Here is a 16,874-nt window from a genome sequence, read left to right on the forward strand (position 1 = left end):
TCAAGGGGCTTGAAGGTATCGTTTAAGAGCCTTGAACGATACCTCTGCCAAAACCGCCCTGTACAAGGGCCGCGCCGGCAGCTGTGCAGGCGGCATGCCGAAGGGGCGGAACGGCTGCCGCACAAACGCCGACCGGGCAAGCTGCCGGCAGGCTGCACTGCCGCCGGAGAAAAGCTGCGGCAAAGCTGCCGGATGTAAAAAAATACGGTGGCAAAGGCAACCGTACAGCTAATTTTTCGTATCTTTGTAACGAAATTGAATTATCCATTTCAATAGCTACTATATGACAACAAGTAATTATCTTGTTATTCTGCTCAAAATCCTCGGCTCCCTGGCCCTTCTCATCTACGGTATGAAGGTGATGAGCGAGGCACTCCAGAAGATGGCCGGCTCGCAATTGCGACACATCTTGGGAGCCATGACAACCAATCGTTTTACAGGCATGCTTACGGGTACGTTCATTACGTGCGCCGTGCAGAGCTCATCGGCCACCACGGTCATGACGGTGAGCTTCGTCAACGCCGGCCTGCTCACCCTGGGACAGGCCATCTCGGTCATCATGGGAGCCAACATCGGAACCACGCTCACGGCCTGGATTATGTCGTTAGGCTACAACGTAGACCTCACGATGGCGGTGTTTCCGGCCTTCTTCGTGGGCATCATGCTCATTTACAGCAAGCGGCGGCGCTACATAGGCGACTTTCTCTTCGGCATCGCCTTCCTCTTCTTCGCCCTCGTACTGCTCAGTACGGCCGGCAAGGAGCTTGACCTGGAGCACAATCCGGAGGCCGTACACTTCTTTTCCAGCTTCGATACGGGCAGCCATTTCACCATTCTCGTCTTCCTGCTCATAGGCACCCTCATCACGTGCGTGGTGCAGAGCTCGGCTGCGGTGATGGCTATCACCATCATGCTGTGCTCCACGGGCGTGCTGCCCATCTACCTCGGCATAGCCCTGGTGATGGGAGAAAACATCGGAACCACGGCCACCGCCAACCTTGCTGCCCTGGGAGCCAACACCCAGGCACGGCGGGCAGCCTTTGCCCACCTGCTGTTCAACGTGTTTGGCGTTACGTGGGTCATGCTGCTCTTCTATCCGTTTGTCAACATGGTGTGCAGCCTCGTGGGCTACGACCCGGCCGGCTCGGCCTCCGCAGCACAGAAGGCAGTGCAGCTGCCCATCGTGTTGGCCGCCTTCCACACCTGCTTCAACGTCACCAACACCTTCGTTCTCATCTGGTTCATCCCGCAGATGGAGAAAGCAGTGTGCTGGATTATCAAGTCCAAGGACAGCAAGGAAGACGAGGACTTCCGCCTGCGCTTCATCCAGGTGGGCATCATGAAGACGCCGGAACTCAGCGTCTTCGAGGCCCAGAAGGAGATAGAAAGCTTCGCGGAGCGCATACAACGCATGTTCGGCATGGTGCGCGAGCTGCTCGGCATCAAGAATGCAGAGGCCTTCGGCAAGCTCTATGAGCGCATTGAGAAGTACGAGGGCATCAGCGACAACATGGAGATAGAGATTGCCAAGTACCTGGATCAGGTGAGCAACGCACACCTGAGCGACGACACGAAGGGCAAGATACGCGTCATGCTGCGCGAAATCAGCGAGATTGAAAGCATAGGCGACAGCTGCTACAACATCGCCCGCACGCTCCACCGCAAGCTCACAAACAAGGAGGAGTTCACAGAGGGGCAGTACGACAACATACACCAGATGTTTGAACTCACTGATGATGCGCTGACCCAGATGAACACCTTGCTCACCGGTCACCGCGAGAAGATGGACGCGCAGCGCTCGCTCAACATCGAGAACGAAATAAACAGCTTCCGCGACCAGCTCAAGACGGAGAACATCAACGACGTAGACAACCACCAGTACACCTACGGCATAGGCACCATGTACATGGACATCATCCAGGAATGCGAAAAGTTAGGCGACTACGTGATTAACGTCGTGGAGGCTCGCATGGGCCTCAAGCAGAACGTGTAGCCTGCTGCAGCGGGCCTCCTTCGGTTGTAGGACAGGGTAGAAGGGCTTTATTTTCGCTGCTTCTGTGCTTTGGAGACAGAGTAACAGAGTAGTTTTTCGTTGCTTCTGCGTTTGAAAGACAGAGTAACAGAGTAGTTTTTTTGCTGCTGGGAGGTTGACTGTTGGCAGCAATGAATAAGGAACGGTGAGCGGAAAGGCTAACTGGTATCCTCCCCTTGGAAAGGGGAGGCGGAGGAGGGGATGACCAAATAGCTGCTATGAGCAAAGAAGCAAGGCAAATCATCCCCTCCTAACCTCCCCTTTCCAAGGGGAGGATACAGGTTTGACCTGTGGATATTGTAGTCTGTTCTTTCATCAGTCTCCCGCCCGTTTGATAACTCAAGCAGCCAAAAAACTACTCTGTTACTCTGCCTTTCACCCGCAGCAGGAACCCGGCAGGAAACCCTCAGCAGCAAAAAAACACTCTGTTACTCTGTCTGAAATCAGCACCAGCAGCTTTTCCTCCCCTTAGAAAGGGGAGGATAGGAGGGGATGATAGCAGCAGGAAAAACCTTTTCCCGATGATGCCTGTAAACTATTAAAAACCAATCAATTGCGAACGGGAAAACAAATGGTGCCTTTCAACCCTCTTGAAGGACATCTTCAAGCTCCCTGAAAGATACATCCAAGCCTCTTGAAGCATAGCTCCGGGAAAGGCGCGAGCCTGCTCCCTGCCACGAGCCGCTGACTTACGCCCTGCAGGAAAACATGATTAAGGTTGCTGTTTCCAGCCCTAAAAGACCCTGAAAAGAAAGTCCGGACAAAGAGCAAAGTCAGTTCCGGAAAGAATACTCCTTTGATTTAACACTCCGCGCCAGCTGCGCATACACCGCTGGTTTTCACATATCGCAGCGTCAGAATATGTTAACACAAGCCTATTTGTTAACTTTTATTAACCACGAACGCGAACAATGTGCCCGATATTTGCCTATATTTGTAAAATAGAAAGAGATTAATCAGCCTATTACACTAACCTATCAAATAAAACAAACATGATGAAAACTATATCCATTTTTAAACTCACATTACTCTCCCTGCTCCTCATACTGGGCTTTACCGCATGCAGCGAAGATGAAGAGGAGCAGCGAAGAGATGACCCTTACGACCTTCGTTTGCCAGACATACAATGTATGTACTATGCTAACTCGGGATACTTCGAGGCGAAAGTTATTGAAACAGATGCTGACTGGACCCATGTTGTCATTACAGAAACACCTAAAGGCGAGAGCCTATGGAAATGGAAGCCTAAAAAAATGAAGTTTGAAACTTTCCAAATGAAGCAGAACATGACAAAAGGCATGACCATCAGGTTTGTCTTAATGGCACGATACGATAACAAAGACATTGAGGAAGAAGAAGATTTAGGCATCGTTAGGCCATACACTGGCATTAATCAGGACAAAAGCAAGTGGGCTGTCTATCCGTACACAGGACTGTTCACAGGAGATTTTATTTACCATCCCGGACAGACATCAATATTCATCAGTTTAGAAACCTATGAAGGAAGACGGCTAAAAGGTGAGTATTATATTACTGTAAGTCCTGTTCCTGATGAATTAGCAGCTTTGTCTGACTCGGAAAAGGCTCGGTTCCACATATTGGAGAGCAAACTGGATCTCACTTTATACGACATGTCGTTTTACGAGGATGCAAAGATAAAGATAGAAGATTAATGCTTGGCATGCCCATTAGTTAAACAACTATTAGAACTTTTACACAATGAAAACAATATCCATTCACAAACTCACATTGCTCTCCCTGTTGTTGGGATGCTTTGCCAGTTGCAGTAGCGACGAGGAAGAATATCAACAGAACCCTACTTATGACCTGATACTATCGCCTGCAAAATGTGTGTTTTACGACAAGCCAGGCTATTTTGAAGCTAAAGTTATGGAAACTGATGCCGACTGGACGCATGTATTCATTACCAATACTCCCGAGGGTGAGAACTTCATACCGTGGAAACCAAAAAAGATGAGGTTCCAAACCTACCAAATGAACCAAGAGCTCAAAAAGGGAATGAGCATTAAGTTTGTATTGAAAGGCAGGGAATTTTATGGTGAACCGGGTGATAAGGATGTTAATTATTCACCTGAAGAAGCCTTAAGTATTATAGAACCTTGCACGCCAAACAATCAGGACCGGAGTAAATGGTCTGACCATCCGCTTACGGGAGTATATACCGGACTTGTGAGTACTTTTTTCATGCCTCATTTTTATTACATTATGATAAAAACGTACGAAGGCAAAGAGTTCCCAATGATATTTGATGCTAATTATAACATTAAGGTTGACCCGGAAACGATAGAGAAAACTGCTCCAGATGCTTTACTGAAGTTCCGAATACTACAAACCAAGCGATCGGAAGTTCCGGATTTGGACAACGTCTATTATGAGGATGCAAAGATACAAATAGAATAAGAGGGTTAGCACCTTATTGGTTAAACTTCAACAGCCATGTCCCGCAGTTGCAGGGCATGGCTGTTGGCGTGTTGGGGCGTTAGGCGGCGGGGTTACATCTCCAGCACATACTTACGCGCCAGCATGCAGGCCCCCACCACGCCGGCCCGTTCCTTGAGTTTGGAGATGCAGAGATGGGTGTCTTTGTTGACCAAGTTGAGCGAATACTTGAGGATGGAGGTGCGGATGGAGTGCATGAGGAAGTCGCCCGTTAACGACATGGTGCCGCCGATGATGACCAACTCGGGGTTAAAGAGGTTGATAAGGCTGGCCACATGCTCGCCCAAATAGAGCCCGATGCCTTCGAGAGCATCGAGACAGAGCGGGTCCTCGCGCTCGGTGGCCTCGATAACATCGTCGAAGGTGATTTCGTCGAGCGGTTTAGCCGAGAGTACGGAGGTCTCGCCGGCGGCGATGCGTTCCTTTACCACGCGGCAGAAGGCACTGCCCGATGCTTCTGTCTCCAGGCATCCTTTCTTGCCGCAGTGGCAGAGGATGCCGTTGTCGAAGGCATGGATGTGGCCGAACTCTCCGGCGAAGCCCGACTTGCCCTTGTAGAGTTGTCCGTCGATGATGATGCCCACGCCCAGTCCCCAGCTCAAGTTCACGAAGAGTACGTTCTTCTCGCCCCTGACGCAGCCCTGCATGTACTCGCCGAAGGCCATGGCACGCGTGTCGTTGTCTATGCTCACGGGATAGCCGAGCTTCTCCTCCATGAGCTTGGTGAGGGGCAGCTCGGAGAAGTTGAACATGCTGTAGCTGTAGCCGGTGTCGGGGTTTACGCGTCCGGAGATATTGATGCCGATGTCAAGTATCTTGCGGGTATCTATGCTTAGGTTCGCAACGAACTCCCGGATGTGCCGGCAGAGCTCGTCGAGCGATGCTTCGGTGTTCTGCGGTTCGTAGGGGGCGTTGTTCAGGAGTTCGACGAGGTCGCCTCGGAAGTTCATCAGTCCGATGTTGAGTCCTTGCTGCTTGATGTCTACGCCGATGAAGTAACCCGAGTCGGGGTTCAGTCCATAGAGATTGGGCTTACGCCCTTCGGCAGTTTCCAGCTTTCCGTATTCGTTGACAAAGCCCTCCTCGGTCATCTCGTTGATGAGCTTGGACACTGTCGGCACGCTCAACCCCAGTTCCTTGGCCAGGTCGGTGTTGGTGGAGTTGCCGTCGAGTATGAAGCACTCAAGGATTCTGTTCTTGAGTGAGTCGTTCTTATTATCCTTGTCGTTGCTAAAGATAGTTGCCATAGTTGTTGTTTTGATTATGAGTTTATGAAGTTAAGGAAGCTAAGGAAGACAAAGAAGTTAAAAGCCGCAAGCCGTGTTGCCGAACCGGTGAGCCCTGCTCCACAAGGCCATCGGCTTTAACTTCTCTGTGAGCGAAGCGAACGGATAACTTCTTGAGTGCTTATCTTCTTGAGCCACTTGCTTTCGTCCAGTATCTCTCTATATCCTCCAGCGACATGCCGGCCGTCTCGGGTACCAGCTTCCACATGATGAGCATGTAGGGCACGCACATCACGGCAAAGAGCAGGAACGTGCCGGCAGGCGACAGATGCTCCAGCATCCAGGGCGTAAGCTGGCCGATGAGGTAGGTGCCTATCCACAGGGCAAAGCCTGCCACCGACATAGCCAGGCCGCGCACACGGTTGGGATACATCTCCGAAAGCAACACCCACACCACCGCACTGATGGAGACGGCGCAGCAGAACACGTAGAGCAGGAAGAAGGTAAGCATGAACGCAGGCGGAAATGCCGACGGCCACAGGAAGTAGACGGCGATGAGCAGGAGCGAGACTATCATGCCCGACACGCCGTAGTAGATGAGCTTGTGGCGTCCCACCTTATCTATAATACTCATGGCCAGCACGGTGGTGAGCGTATTTACTACGCCTACCAGCACCTGACAGAAGAGAGGGTCGTCCATGCCTGCATCGCGGAAGATGGACGGGCCGTAGTAGAGCACCGCATTTACGCCCATGAACTGGCCGAGAATGGCTATACACACGCCAATGACTACTGCCCTGAAGATGCCCGGCTGCAGCAGTTCGCGCCACTCCGATTTCACTTCGCCGGAGACGGTTGACCTGGTATCCTGCAGCTGCTGGCTCACGGCTGCGCTGTTGGTGTAAATCTTGCCGAGTATGCCGGCAGCCTTGTCATCTTTTCCACGCACCACAAGCCAGCGCGGACTCTCTGGTATGAGGAAGATGATAACGAAGAACATGAGCGCCGGCAGCGTCTCCATGCCCAGCATGCCGCGCCACACCTCGGTCACGAATACGAGTTGCGCCCACGGGACAGCAAACGAGGCAGAATGTGACACGCCCAACAACAGGTAGTTGACGGCATACGCCATCAGGAACCCCACGGTAACGGCAAGCTGATAGAGCGACACCAGGCGGCCGCGATAGCGGGGTACGGCAATCTCTGATATGTACATGGGGGCCACGATGGAGACGATGCCAATGCCCACGCCACCGATGAAGCGGTAAATGACGAGCCACGTGAAGCTGCCACTGAAGGCGCATCCGGCAGCCGAAACGGTGAACAGCACGGCCGAAATGAGCATCGTAGGGCGACGCCCCAGCCGGTCGCTCATCATGCCGGCGCAGGCCACGCCCATAATTGAACCTATCAGGGCACAGCCCACATACCACCCCTGCTGCAAGGTGTCGAGGCCGAACTGCGTGGCCACTTGGTCTACAGTGCCCGATATTACTGCCGTATCGTAGCCAAACAGCAACCCTCCCACGGCTGCAACCACCGAGAGAAAAATCACGTAACCTAACTTAGTGTCGTTTAATTCATGATACATAGTGTACGGTTGTTTTTCATTCATAACGTAGAATAACGGAGTTGATTGTCCCTGCGGGCTTTAAAAAAAGTATTCCTTATACCTTTCGTACAGGTGGTGAGCCTGCACATAGGCCGACTGCGGACTCATGAAGTGGGAAAACTCGAAGGTAATGGCCTTGTCGTAATGGCAACGCTTGGCCGCCTCGAGCTTCAGGCGAAGCTTGTCGAACTTTATGGGCAGAAAGCGGATGGGCATGTCACGGTCGAAAGTCTCGGCGTTGGTCCAGCATTGCATGCCGTAACGGTCGGCCAGCTTCTTGTTCACCGAGAAGAAAGCATCCAGCTCGTCGTAGTCTATATGGCCATCCTGGAAAGCGCAGGCATCCACAACATCGTGTATGCCATCGAATATCTCGTTCCACTCCCGCTCGTGTTGCTGCACGCTCACGGCCTGCTCCTTGGTGAGCGAACCGGTGCCCTCGACAGCTTTCTTGCCGTCAATCCACGGCGAGATGAACACGGGCAGGCCGCCCGAAACATCCTTGCACTGGCGCCCCATGGCGTGGAAGGTCTCGATGGCGCCCTTGGTCTGGCGGCTTATCTCCGTGGAGATGTACCATCCCTTGAAGCTCTTGTGATGGCCGTAGGTTTTCCACACCTCGTCAATCACGTACTTGTTGTCTTCCGTCTCCCAGCTCATGTCGCCCGTGTCCCAGTAATGGCCCGAGTCGTAGAGACCGAAGTAGAACTTCATGTTGTACTTGTCGGCCAGCCGCAGGTACATGTCGATGAGGTCAACCGACGGCATGTAGCATCCCCGCTTCTTTATTAAATAAGGTGAAGGATAGGTGATGAACTTACGATAACCTGACCGGATGACGATAACAGTGTCGATACCGATGGCCTTCATGTATTGGAAGTCCTGGTCCCATTCACGCTCACCCCAGTTCTGATGCGGGATGTCGTGCGAAATCTCATCCAGAAAGGTTCCCGTAATACGCAGCCCGTTGTTCTTTTTAACAATGAGGTGCGACTTCTGTCCGGTTTCTTCCACCGGCACCTGACCGTGCGGCATGCCTTCTCCAAGCAGCCTGTTCTCGGCTTCCTCGGCTCTCAGAACCGACGGTCCCAACACGGCTGCAGCTCCAGCTAAGGCAGCCTTCTTAATAAAACTTCTTCTGCTTACCATTTTAGTTGATATTGATAACTTTTTAATTATTAAGTTGCAAAACGGTTGCAATTTACAAATAATTTAATAAATAAACGAAGATTTATTGAAAATATATTGGAACTTATCCTTAAAAAATCTATATTTGCACTCGAATACTTAGTTTAAGAGCAAGTTTCTCAATGTTTAACTGATAATTGAAAATTTATCCATGAAGGATTACAAGACATCTTGGCAGAATTCTCTGCTTAGCAAGACATTTCTGATAAGCCTCATGGCTCTGTTCTTTGTGCTTCTTCCGGCGCAATCACAGAACAGCGTGAGCGGAACGGTCAGAGATGGTTCAGGTGAGACATTGCCAGGCGTAAGCGTTTTGGTGAAAGGACATCCGCAAAGCGGAGCCATCACCGATGCAAACGGTAGGTACAATGTCGAAGTGGGGCACAATGGAGTGCTCGTGTTCTCTTACATCGGTATGCAGAGTCAGGAGGTTAAAGTCGGTGGGCGCAGCCACATTGACATCACCCTGAAAGACGACGCATCCACTCTGAATGATGTAGTTGTTGTAGGCTACGGCACAGCCAAGAAAGCCTCACTGACCGGAGCCGTGTCGGCCATCAGGGGCGACGCGCTGCTCGAAGGCCCTTCTACCAACGTATCAAGCGTATTAGGAGGAAAGCTGCCGGGTCTTTCATCCGTGCAGGTATCGGGCGAGCCGGGCGATGACCAAGCCAGTCTGCGCATTCGCGGTTCCCAGTACGAAGCACTCTACATCGTCGACGGCATGCCTCGTTCTATCAACGACATCGACCCCAACGACATTGAAAGCATCTCGGTATTAAAGGACGGTGCTGCCGCTGCTGTCTATGGACTCAACGCCGCAGGAGGAGTTGTCATCGTTACCACGAAGAAAGGTCGCGAAGGCAAGGCTCAGATATCTTACAGCGGACAGTATGGAATCTCCGTCAATGCCAACTTCCCGACTTTTATGAACGGGCCCGAATATGCCGACTACTATAACATGGCCGACATGATGGACAAACTGGCCAGTGGCACTATATCCAAACGTGAAGACTATGTACCCATATATACAAAAGCCAACGTAGAGGCCATGCTCAACGGCGACTCCGCCGACGGCTGGGACAACGTGGACTATATAGGGAAAGTCTTCGGAACCGGCACCAACATCAAGCACAACGTAAGCCTGCAGGGAGGCACACCCGACATGCACTACTATCTCGGAGCAGGCTACTTCAACCAGAAAGGCAACGTTGATAACTTCGATTACCGCCGTTACAACATGCGTGTAAACCTGGACTCCAAAGTCGGCAAAGACTGGAAAGTGAGCTTCGGAGCCGCCGGAACCACCGGACGCCGCAGCACGCCCGGCTATAATTCGGGTGGTGCCGATGACGGCAGCGGTGGTGGTGGCGAGGTAGGATGGCTCTCCATCGGGCACCAAGCCATAATGATGCACCCTTTCCTGCCCCAACGGTACAACGGTCTCTACACCGCCACCATTCCAAACAACGCTGCAGTAGCCTACAGTCCACTGGCAGCTGTTTACGAGTCGGGCTACAAGAAGACACGCAGCTTTGAGCTCAACTCCAACTTGAGCGTGGAATACGCTGCCCCTTGGCTTCAGGGATTGACATTTAAAGTCACCGCATCATACGACTATCTGTCGTCAAAGAACAAAAACCTCGACACGCCCTACCAGACTTATTCCATGAATGCCCAAGGCGGCTACACGCTCAATGAAGACCCCCGAAACGCTTCTTCTACGCTCAACCACGTCGGCGAAGGGCAATACACCACCGAGCAACTCATCGGACAGTTCAGTGTGGAATATGCTCGCCGCTTTGCTGAAAAACACAACGTAGATGCCATGTTGCTGGTAGAAGGGCGCGACTACAAATCGAGTACGATGGCTGCCTATGCCGACCACGTACCTTTTGCCGAGCTTCCGGAGCTCTCCTTCGGTACAGCGCTGAAAGAAAATCCCGTCGACGGCTACAGCGGACATACCCGCACGGCCGGTTACGTGTTCCGACTGAAATACGACTACGCCGACACCTATCTGGCTGAGTTCAGCGGCCGATACGACGGTTCCTACAACTTCAACGGCAACGTATCCAGCAAACGGTGGGGATTCTTCCCCTCTTTTTCGGCAGCTTGGCGTATTTCGAACGAGCCGTTCATGCAGTCAACGCGTTCCTGGCTCGACGACCTCAAGCTCAGAGGCTCCATCGGTCTTTTGGGTAACGACGGAGTACCGGCCTTCTCATTCCTCTCCACCTACAGCATTGGGGGCAACCGCATCTTCGACGGCACCGCTTACCGCACGCTCTACACCACGGGCGTGCCCAATCCCGAACTCACTTGGTCCAAGACCCGCTCTTCAAACATCGGCTTCGATGCCACGCTCTGGAACGGCAAATTGGGACTGGAATTCGATTGGTTCTACAACCTGAACTACGACCTGCTGGCCGCCATGGGTGGCGACAAGGCACCTTCCATGGGCGGGTATTATCCTACGTACATGAACAACAACCGTTACAGCAACTACGGTTTTGAGTGGGTAATCTCCCACCGCAACTCGTTCAGCCTGGCAGGCAAGCCTTTCAACTACCATGCCAGCCTCAACATGACTTACGCCAAGAGCAAGTGGCTGCGCTATCCCGACAGTCCCAACACCTCCAACCAACTCAAAGTGGTAGGTACAAGCGTAGACAGCTATGAGTGCTGGATAGCCGAAGGCCTCTATCGCTCGGAGGAAGAAATTACCAAGTCGGCCTGGTACAGCTCGCGGCCCAACGTGGGCGACATCAAATTCAAGGACCTGAACGGCGACGGACAGATTACATGGGAGGGCGATCGTGCCCGCACCGGCCGCAGCAACCGCCCTCAAATCATGGGCGGACTCAACCTGGGAGCTACCTGGAACGGCATCGACCTGAACCTCCAGTTCACTGGTGGGTTCGACTTCGACGTCTCTCTGCTTGGCACATACTACAACGGAGCCGATGACAATACCGTGTGGACGCAAACCTTCAAGGAAGGAGCAAACTCTCCGCTCTGGCTCGTACAGAAATCCTACAGCTTAGACAATCCCAACGGCGAGTACCCGCGGCTAACTACGGGCAACCTCAGTCATGGCGGCGACAACGGTCTGGCCTCCACTTTCTGGATGAAAAAAGGCGACTACGTCCGCCTCAAGACGGCCCAGATAGGCTACACCCTGCCCCAGGCTTGGCTCAGAGCCATCGGCATCCAGCGCATCCGTCTCTATGTAGAAGGTTCCAACCTGTTTACCATCGACTGCCTGCCTACCGGCATCGACCCCGAATCACCGCGCGTAAACAACGGCTACTATCCCCAGCAGCGCACGTTCATGGGTGGCATAAACGTAACATTCTAATCAAGAAAGGAAGTATTATGAAAGTAAAACATATTGGTCTCTGTTTGTTGGCTGTTATGGGGCTGGCCTCCTGTAACGACTTCCTGGACATTGACCCTACCAACAAAGCTACCGACAAACTGGTGTGGAGCAAGCCCGAATACGCGGAAATGGCAGTGAACTATCACTATGCCGACATTCCCAACATGGGCAGCTTCAACACCTACCAGTGTGCAGTCGGAATGACAGAGGGACTGACCGACGAGTTCAAGTACGGCAACATGAACTACAACGCCCACTGTTATATCCCCAGCGAGATATCTTACGGCGGCATCATCCTGTCGCCCAGCTACGTGGATGTCTACATGGGCGTATGGGAAAGTACCTACGAACAAATCAGACGTGCAAACGAGTCGCTCGCCAAGCTGCAAGCCAGCAGCTTCGATGAGGCCACCACCAGGCGCCTCGAGGCCGAGTTGCGCTTCTTCCGGGGCATGTATTATTACGAGTTGCTCAAGCGCTACCATCAGGCTATCCTGTACAGCGACCTCAGCCAAATCAGCACCAATAAGGCACTGAGTTCCGAGGAAGACTGTTGGAAGTTTGTTTACGACGACCTCTCCTATGCCGGCCAGAACCTGCCGGTAAGCACCAACGCCAAAGGCCGTCTTACCAGCGGTGCCGCCTACGCGCTCCTCTCGCGTGCCATGCTTTACGCCGGCAACTGGGCAGCCGTAAAGGAAGCCGGCGAAAAAGTATTCGCCATGGGCTATGAACTTACTCCTAACTATGCCGACGCCTTTACCGATGGCAACAGCGAGGACATCTACCAGTACAGCTACGACATCAAGTCCAACATGAGCCACAGCTTCGACGGCTATTACGCTCCGGGCGGAGATCACACCACGGCAGCCATGGCCATGACGGGCGGTTACGCCACCCCAACCCAGGACATGGTCGAGGAATACGAGTTGGCAACAGGAGGCAAGGCCGACTGGACTGCCTGGCATGCCGCAGAAGGCACGCTGAGCACCCCACCCTACGACCAGCTTGAGCCACGCTTCCAGGCCACCATTCTCTGCAACGGAGCCGCATGGAGAGACCGTACCATAGAGCCTTTCGTAGGCGGTACCGACGGATGGTGCCAGTGGCAGATTGAGCCAAAGGCCGACGGCCGTACAACAACCGGCTACTACCTGCGCAAGTTCGTAGACGAGAACCACGCCTACGCCGAGCAGCAGGCCAGCACGCAGCCCTGGATAGCATTCCGCCTGGCCGAAGTGTACCTCAACTACGCCGAGGCCTGCTACCGCACCGGCGACAACAAGCAGGCCATGGAGTACATCAACAAGGTACGCCGCAGAGTGTCACTGCCCGATGTTGCAGGCCTTAGTGGCGACAATCTGTTTGCCGCCCTCCGCCATGAACGCAAGGTGGAACTGGCCTTCGAGGGGCTCTACTACTGGGACATGCGCCGTTGGGGACTGGCCGAAAAAGCCTTCACCGGCATCCGCCGCCACGGCTTCAGGATAGAGAAGCAGGGCGACCACTTCAAATATACCTACGTAACTGTCGACAACCAGGACTTGAACTTCCCGCAGAAGATGAACCGCCTGCCCATTCCGCAGAGCGAAATCAACAACAACAGCGAGATTGAACAATTCCCGGAGTGGAAATAACCATCAAAAAGCATCAGAACATGAAAAAGCAACTATCATACATCGCAGGCTCGTTGGCTGCCCTGTTCCTGCTCGCCGGCTGTGCCGACGAGGAGAAGGTGGCGCCTACGGCCAACCGTGCGGGGCTGTCGAGTCTGGCCGCCTACTTCACTGCCGGCCCCAACGTGGATAAGCTCGCAGTTAACTGGCAGATTGACAACAGCTCGGACATTACCGATTACGTTATCCCCATACCTTATTATTATCCGGAGGAGAGCGACAACACCACGGAAGAATATCTCAAATCCATGAAGATTGTCGCCACCCTTGAGAACAACTGCAAGCTGGAACCCGGTCTCGGCGTGCTCGACCTTACCAAGAAGAACGAGTTTACCTACACCGACCCCTATGGCCAGCAGAAATCTATCACCATCTCCGGGCAGATGACCCGGTCGGACAAATGCCAAATCAAGGCCTTTGCCCTGCAGCCGGGCGACTTCACGGGCGTAATAGACGAGGCTGCCAAAACCATTTACCTGGCTACCGGACAAGACCTGACGGACCTGACGGCCGACATCACACTCTCGCCCCATGCCACCATTTCGCCCGACCCTGCACAGCCTCTTAACTACAACACCCCGGTAGAATTTACCGTTACTGCCGACAACGGCACCGATAAAGCCACCTATACCGTCATCAAGCAGGTACCGCAGAAAATCAAGAGTGGCTACCGGGCAGGCAGCGAGACCAAGCTCTTTGAGAACGACATGACCACGCTGGGCGTTACCAACCCGGCCGCCACGCATCCTACCCTGGCCTGCATTGGCGGCTCGGTCATACTCAATCTGGGCGACGGTTCTGTGCCGCAGTATTTCCGCAAGGCCACCGGCACCCTGATGGGCACCATTAACTTAGGTTCGGCCAAAGCCACCGGAGCCATTACCAGCGACTGTGCGGGCAACATGCTCATCTGCGATTTTGCCGAGAGCGGGCAGACCCTCCACATCTGGAAGACCAATTCCGTTACCACGGCACCCGAGCTATTCCTCTCCTACCCCAACAACCTGGGCGTAGACATAGGTGCACGCCTGCATGTGCAGGGCGACCTCAACGGCAACGCCATCATCACCGCTACTCCGTACAACTGCCAGAACGCCATCCGCTGGATTGTTACCAACGGGCAGGCAGGCCCCGCAGAGAACATTCTCTTCAGCGGTGTAAACGCCTGGGGCGGCCAGGACGGCGTCTCCAAAGTGGTGGCCTGCAGCACCAACACGGCCGACGGCTGCCTGTTCGATTACTACGACAGCGGCAACTGTCCGCTCTACTACGCCAAGGACTGGAAAAATGCCACCCAGTTGCTGAGTGGCAACAGCAGCGGCGCAGGCTGGGGTTACAACACCGGAGCAGCCGACATACGCGAGTTTAACGGTGCCAGATACCTCTCCGTCTTTGAGATGGGCTACTGGCCGAGTTGGGGATTGCCCGGCCACATCTACCTCTACGATGCCACCGCTCCCGCCACCCTGTCAGGCACCATAGACACCAGCAGCTCGCTGAAGTACACCTATACCATGGGCGACCTGTACGGCTCGGTTGGCGCTGCAGCCGACGGCCGCTTCGGCGACGTGCTCATCACCCCGTCCGAGGATGGCTACATCCTCTACATCTTCTATGCCTCCAACACTCACCTCTCCTTCGGAGGGTTACAGGTTGACTGCATTGACAAATAACGAACCCGTTAAAAACAGCAAACATGAAGATACAAAGAATAGCAGATTATATCCTTGCCCTTGCCGCCTGCATGTGCTCGCTGAGTGCATGCAGCGGCGAAGAGCACGAACGCACGCTCGAGAACTGGCAGTGGGACGGAACTTCTCCAAAGCCGGAAACCACACAGGCCAAGCCGCGCTATATCTGGATTGACGCCACCGCCAACTTCCCGCGCTTTGCCAACAGCAAGGACAACATACGCGAAGACTTGCAGAAAGCCAAGGATGCCGGCTTTACGGATGTGGTGGTAGACGTGCGCCCCTCCATGGGCGACGTGCTTTACAAGACCTCCTACACCGACCAGATAACCAAGCTCGATTACTGGGACGGCCCCAACTACCGGTATTTTGAGCGCACGGCCACCTGGGATTACCTGCAGGCATTCATAGACATCGGCCACGAACTGGGCCTCAAAGTCGATGCGGCCTTCAACACGTTCGTGGGCGGAACCCTCAACCCCTACGGACTTGGCGAGCAGGGAGCCGTGTTCCGCGATGCCGGCAAGCGGCAGTGGGTAACAACGCTCAACCTGGAAGACGGTCTGACGAATGAGCTGGACCTAACTTCAACCGACCCGACAGACAGCAGATACTACGGCACAAAGTTCCTCAATCCATGCAACGACGACGTGCAGACGTACCTGCTCAACCTCATAGCCGACCTGTGCAAGTACGATATCGACGCCATCTTCCTCGACCGGTGCCGGTTCGACAACCTGCTGTCCGACTTCTCGGATGTAACAAGAAAGAAGTTTGAAGACTATCTGGGCGTCGAAAGCGTCGATTTCGCTGCCGATGTACTGCAACCAGGCACAGCTTCGCTGCCCGCAGCACCCGGCAAATACTTCAAGGACTGGCTGGCCTTCCGTGCCAAGACCATCTACGACTTCGTTGGGCGGGTTACGGACAAGGTTCACGGCCTCAACCCCGGCATCAAGGTGGGTGTTTACGTGGGCGCATGGTACTCCACCTACTACGAGATGGGCGTAAACTGGGCCAGCAGCAAGTATAATCCTGCCGCCGACTACCCGCAGTGGGCCAATGCCGACTACCAGAAATACGGCTACGCCGACAAGCTCGATTGCATGCTGCTGGGGGCCTATGCCCCGGCTTCGCAGGTCTACGGAACCACGGAATGGACCATGCAGGGCTTCTGCCAGCAGGCCCGCAAGCTGCTGCAGGGCGCCGTGCCGTTTGCCGCCGGGCCCGATGTTGGCAACCCCACCGGGTTTGAGAACGGCAATGCCGGCCCGGCAGTAACCAACTCCGTCGACGCCTGCATCAACGCCGCTGACGGCTACTTCGTGTTCGACATGGTTCACGTGCGCAACTTCGACTACTGGAAATCGCTGAAGCAGGGCATAGACAAGTACCTCAGTACACTCCCGTAACAGCCATTTCCGCCACTCCGGGGCATCGGTTTCACGTAACCGATGCCCTTTCTTTTTTCCCCTTGGCTTCTCTGCAACACCCTGCGATTGAAGATACGGGGCAACAGAAAACTTCTTTTAAGCCGCCATCTTCAACCGTCAGCAAACCGCCGCACCCGCCCCCAAGTTACTGCTAATATGTCATTCTCTCCTCCG

The 16,874-nt window shown here is 53.8% G+C and carries 10 protein-coding genes; 7 read left to right on the forward strand and 3 right to left on the reverse strand.

Features of this window, described 5'->3' with window-relative positions; translation table 11 throughout:
• Positions 1 to 283 precede the first annotated feature (283 nt).
• From BMW31_RS11220 to BMW31_RS11230, 3 genes are all read left to right on the forward strand, one after another.
• On the forward strand, positions 284 to 1,993 hold the full coding sequence (locus BMW31_RS11220) for a Na/Pi cotransporter family protein (protein ID WP_091825827.1): 1,710 nt from the start codon (positions 284 to 286) through the stop codon (positions 1,991 to 1,993).
• 1,031 nt (positions 1,994 to 3,024) lie between these two features.
• A complete protein-coding gene (locus tag BMW31_RS11225; RefSeq protein WP_091825830.1) occupies positions 3,025 to 3,705 on the forward strand; it encodes a hypothetical protein in 681 nt (226 codons plus the stop codon).
• Positions 3,706 to 3,751: 46 nt separating this feature from the next.
• The gene (locus tag BMW31_RS11230; protein WP_091825833.1) at positions 3,752 to 4,453 is read left to right on the forward strand and encodes a hypothetical protein; all 702 of its coding nucleotides are present in this window, start codon (positions 3,752 to 3,754) and stop codon (positions 4,451 to 4,453) included.
• Positions 4,454 to 4,545: 92 nt separating this feature from the next.
• Here the strand turns inward: BMW31_RS11230 and BMW31_RS11235 are convergent, their stop codons facing one another.
• The 3 genes from BMW31_RS11235 to BMW31_RS11245 form a co-directional block, all read right to left on the reverse strand.
• The gene (locus BMW31_RS11235; RefSeq protein ID WP_091825837.1) at positions 4,546 to 5,739 is read right to left on the reverse strand and encodes an ROK family transcriptional regulator; all 1,194 of its coding nucleotides are present in this window, start codon (positions 5,737 to 5,739) and stop codon (positions 4,546 to 4,548) included.
• Positions 5,740 to 5,899: 160 nt separating this feature from the next.
• The gene (locus tag BMW31_RS11240; RefSeq protein ID WP_091825840.1) at positions 5,900 to 7,309 is read right to left on the reverse strand and encodes a sugar porter family MFS transporter; all 1,410 of its coding nucleotides are present in this window, start codon (positions 7,307 to 7,309) and stop codon (positions 5,900 to 5,902) included.
• Positions 7,310 to 7,369: 60 nt separating this feature from the next.
• Positions 7,370 to 8,479 carry a DUF4434 domain-containing protein gene (locus BMW31_RS11245; protein WP_091825843.1) on the reverse strand — a complete coding sequence of 370 codons (1,110 nt, stop codon included), beginning with the start codon at positions 8,477 to 8,479 and terminating at the stop codon, positions 7,370 to 7,372.
• Between the two features lie 190 nt (positions 8,480 to 8,669).
• Between BMW31_RS11245 and BMW31_RS11250 the strand changes: the two genes are divergently transcribed.
• From BMW31_RS11250 to BMW31_RS11265, 4 genes are read left to right on the forward strand one after another with little or no spacing between them, the layout of a single operon-like run.
• On the forward strand, positions 8,670 to 11,879 hold the full coding sequence (locus BMW31_RS11250) for a SusC/RagA family TonB-linked outer membrane protein (protein WP_091825846.1): 3,210 nt from the start codon (positions 8,670 to 8,672) through the stop codon (positions 11,877 to 11,879).
• 17 nt (positions 11,880 to 11,896) lie between these two features.
• Entirely contained in the window at positions 11,897 to 13,537 is a 1,641-nt protein-coding gene (locus BMW31_RS11255) for a RagB/SusD family nutrient uptake outer membrane protein (RefSeq protein ID WP_091825849.1), read from the forward strand.
• 20 nt (positions 13,538 to 13,557) lie between these two features.
• On the forward strand, positions 13,558 to 15,249 hold the full coding sequence (locus BMW31_RS11260) for a DUF5018 domain-containing protein (protein WP_091825905.1): 1,692 nt from the start codon (positions 13,558 to 13,560) through the stop codon (positions 15,247 to 15,249).
• A 23-nt stretch (positions 15,250 to 15,272) separates the two neighbouring features.
• Complete coding sequence (locus BMW31_RS11265; protein ID WP_091825851.1) at positions 15,273 to 16,679, forward strand: alpha amylase family protein; 1,407 nt, start codon at positions 15,273 to 15,275, stop codon at positions 16,677 to 16,679.
• Positions 16,680 to 16,874 lie beyond the last annotated feature (195 nt).

It is taken from the genome of Prevotella sp. kh1p2 (genome assembly GCF_900111525.1).
Classification (GTDB): Bacteria; Bacteroidota; Bacteroidia; order Bacteroidales; family Bacteroidaceae; genus Prevotella.

Coding starts and splice junctions, on each gene's coding strand:
- BMW31_RS11225 (WP_091825830.1), top strand. CDS start 3,025: ATGATGAAAACTATATCCATTTTTAAACTCACATTACTCTCCCTGCTC.
- BMW31_RS11235 (WP_091825837.1), bottom strand. CDS start 5,739: ATGGCAACTATCTTTAGCAACGACAAGGATAATAAGAACGACTCACTC.
- BMW31_RS11240 (WP_091825840.1), bottom strand. CDS start 7,309: ATGTATCATGAATTAAACGACACTAAGTTAGGTTACGTGATTTTTCTC.
- BMW31_RS11250 (WP_091825846.1), top strand. CDS start 8,670: ATGAAGGATTACAAGACATCTTGGCAGAATTCTCTGCTTAGCAAGACA.
- BMW31_RS11245 (WP_091825843.1), bottom strand. CDS start 8,479: ATGGTAAGCAGAAGAAGTTTTATTAAGAAGGCTGCCTTAGCTGGAGCT.
- BMW31_RS11255 (WP_091825849.1), top strand. CDS start 11,897: ATGAAAGTAAAACATATTGGTCTCTGTTTGTTGGCTGTTATGGGGCTG.
- BMW31_RS11265 (WP_091825851.1), top strand. CDS start 15,273: ATGAAGATACAAAGAATAGCAGATTATATCCTTGCCCTTGCCGCCTGC.
- BMW31_RS11220 (WP_091825827.1), top strand. CDS start 284: ATGACAACAAGTAATTATCTTGTTATTCTGCTCAAAATCCTCGGCTCC.
- BMW31_RS11230 (WP_091825833.1), top strand. CDS start 3,752: ATGAAAACAATATCCATTCACAAACTCACATTGCTCTCCCTGTTGTTG.
- BMW31_RS11260 (WP_091825905.1), top strand. CDS start 13,558: ATGAAAAAGCAACTATCATACATCGCAGGCTCGTTGGCTGCCCTGTTC.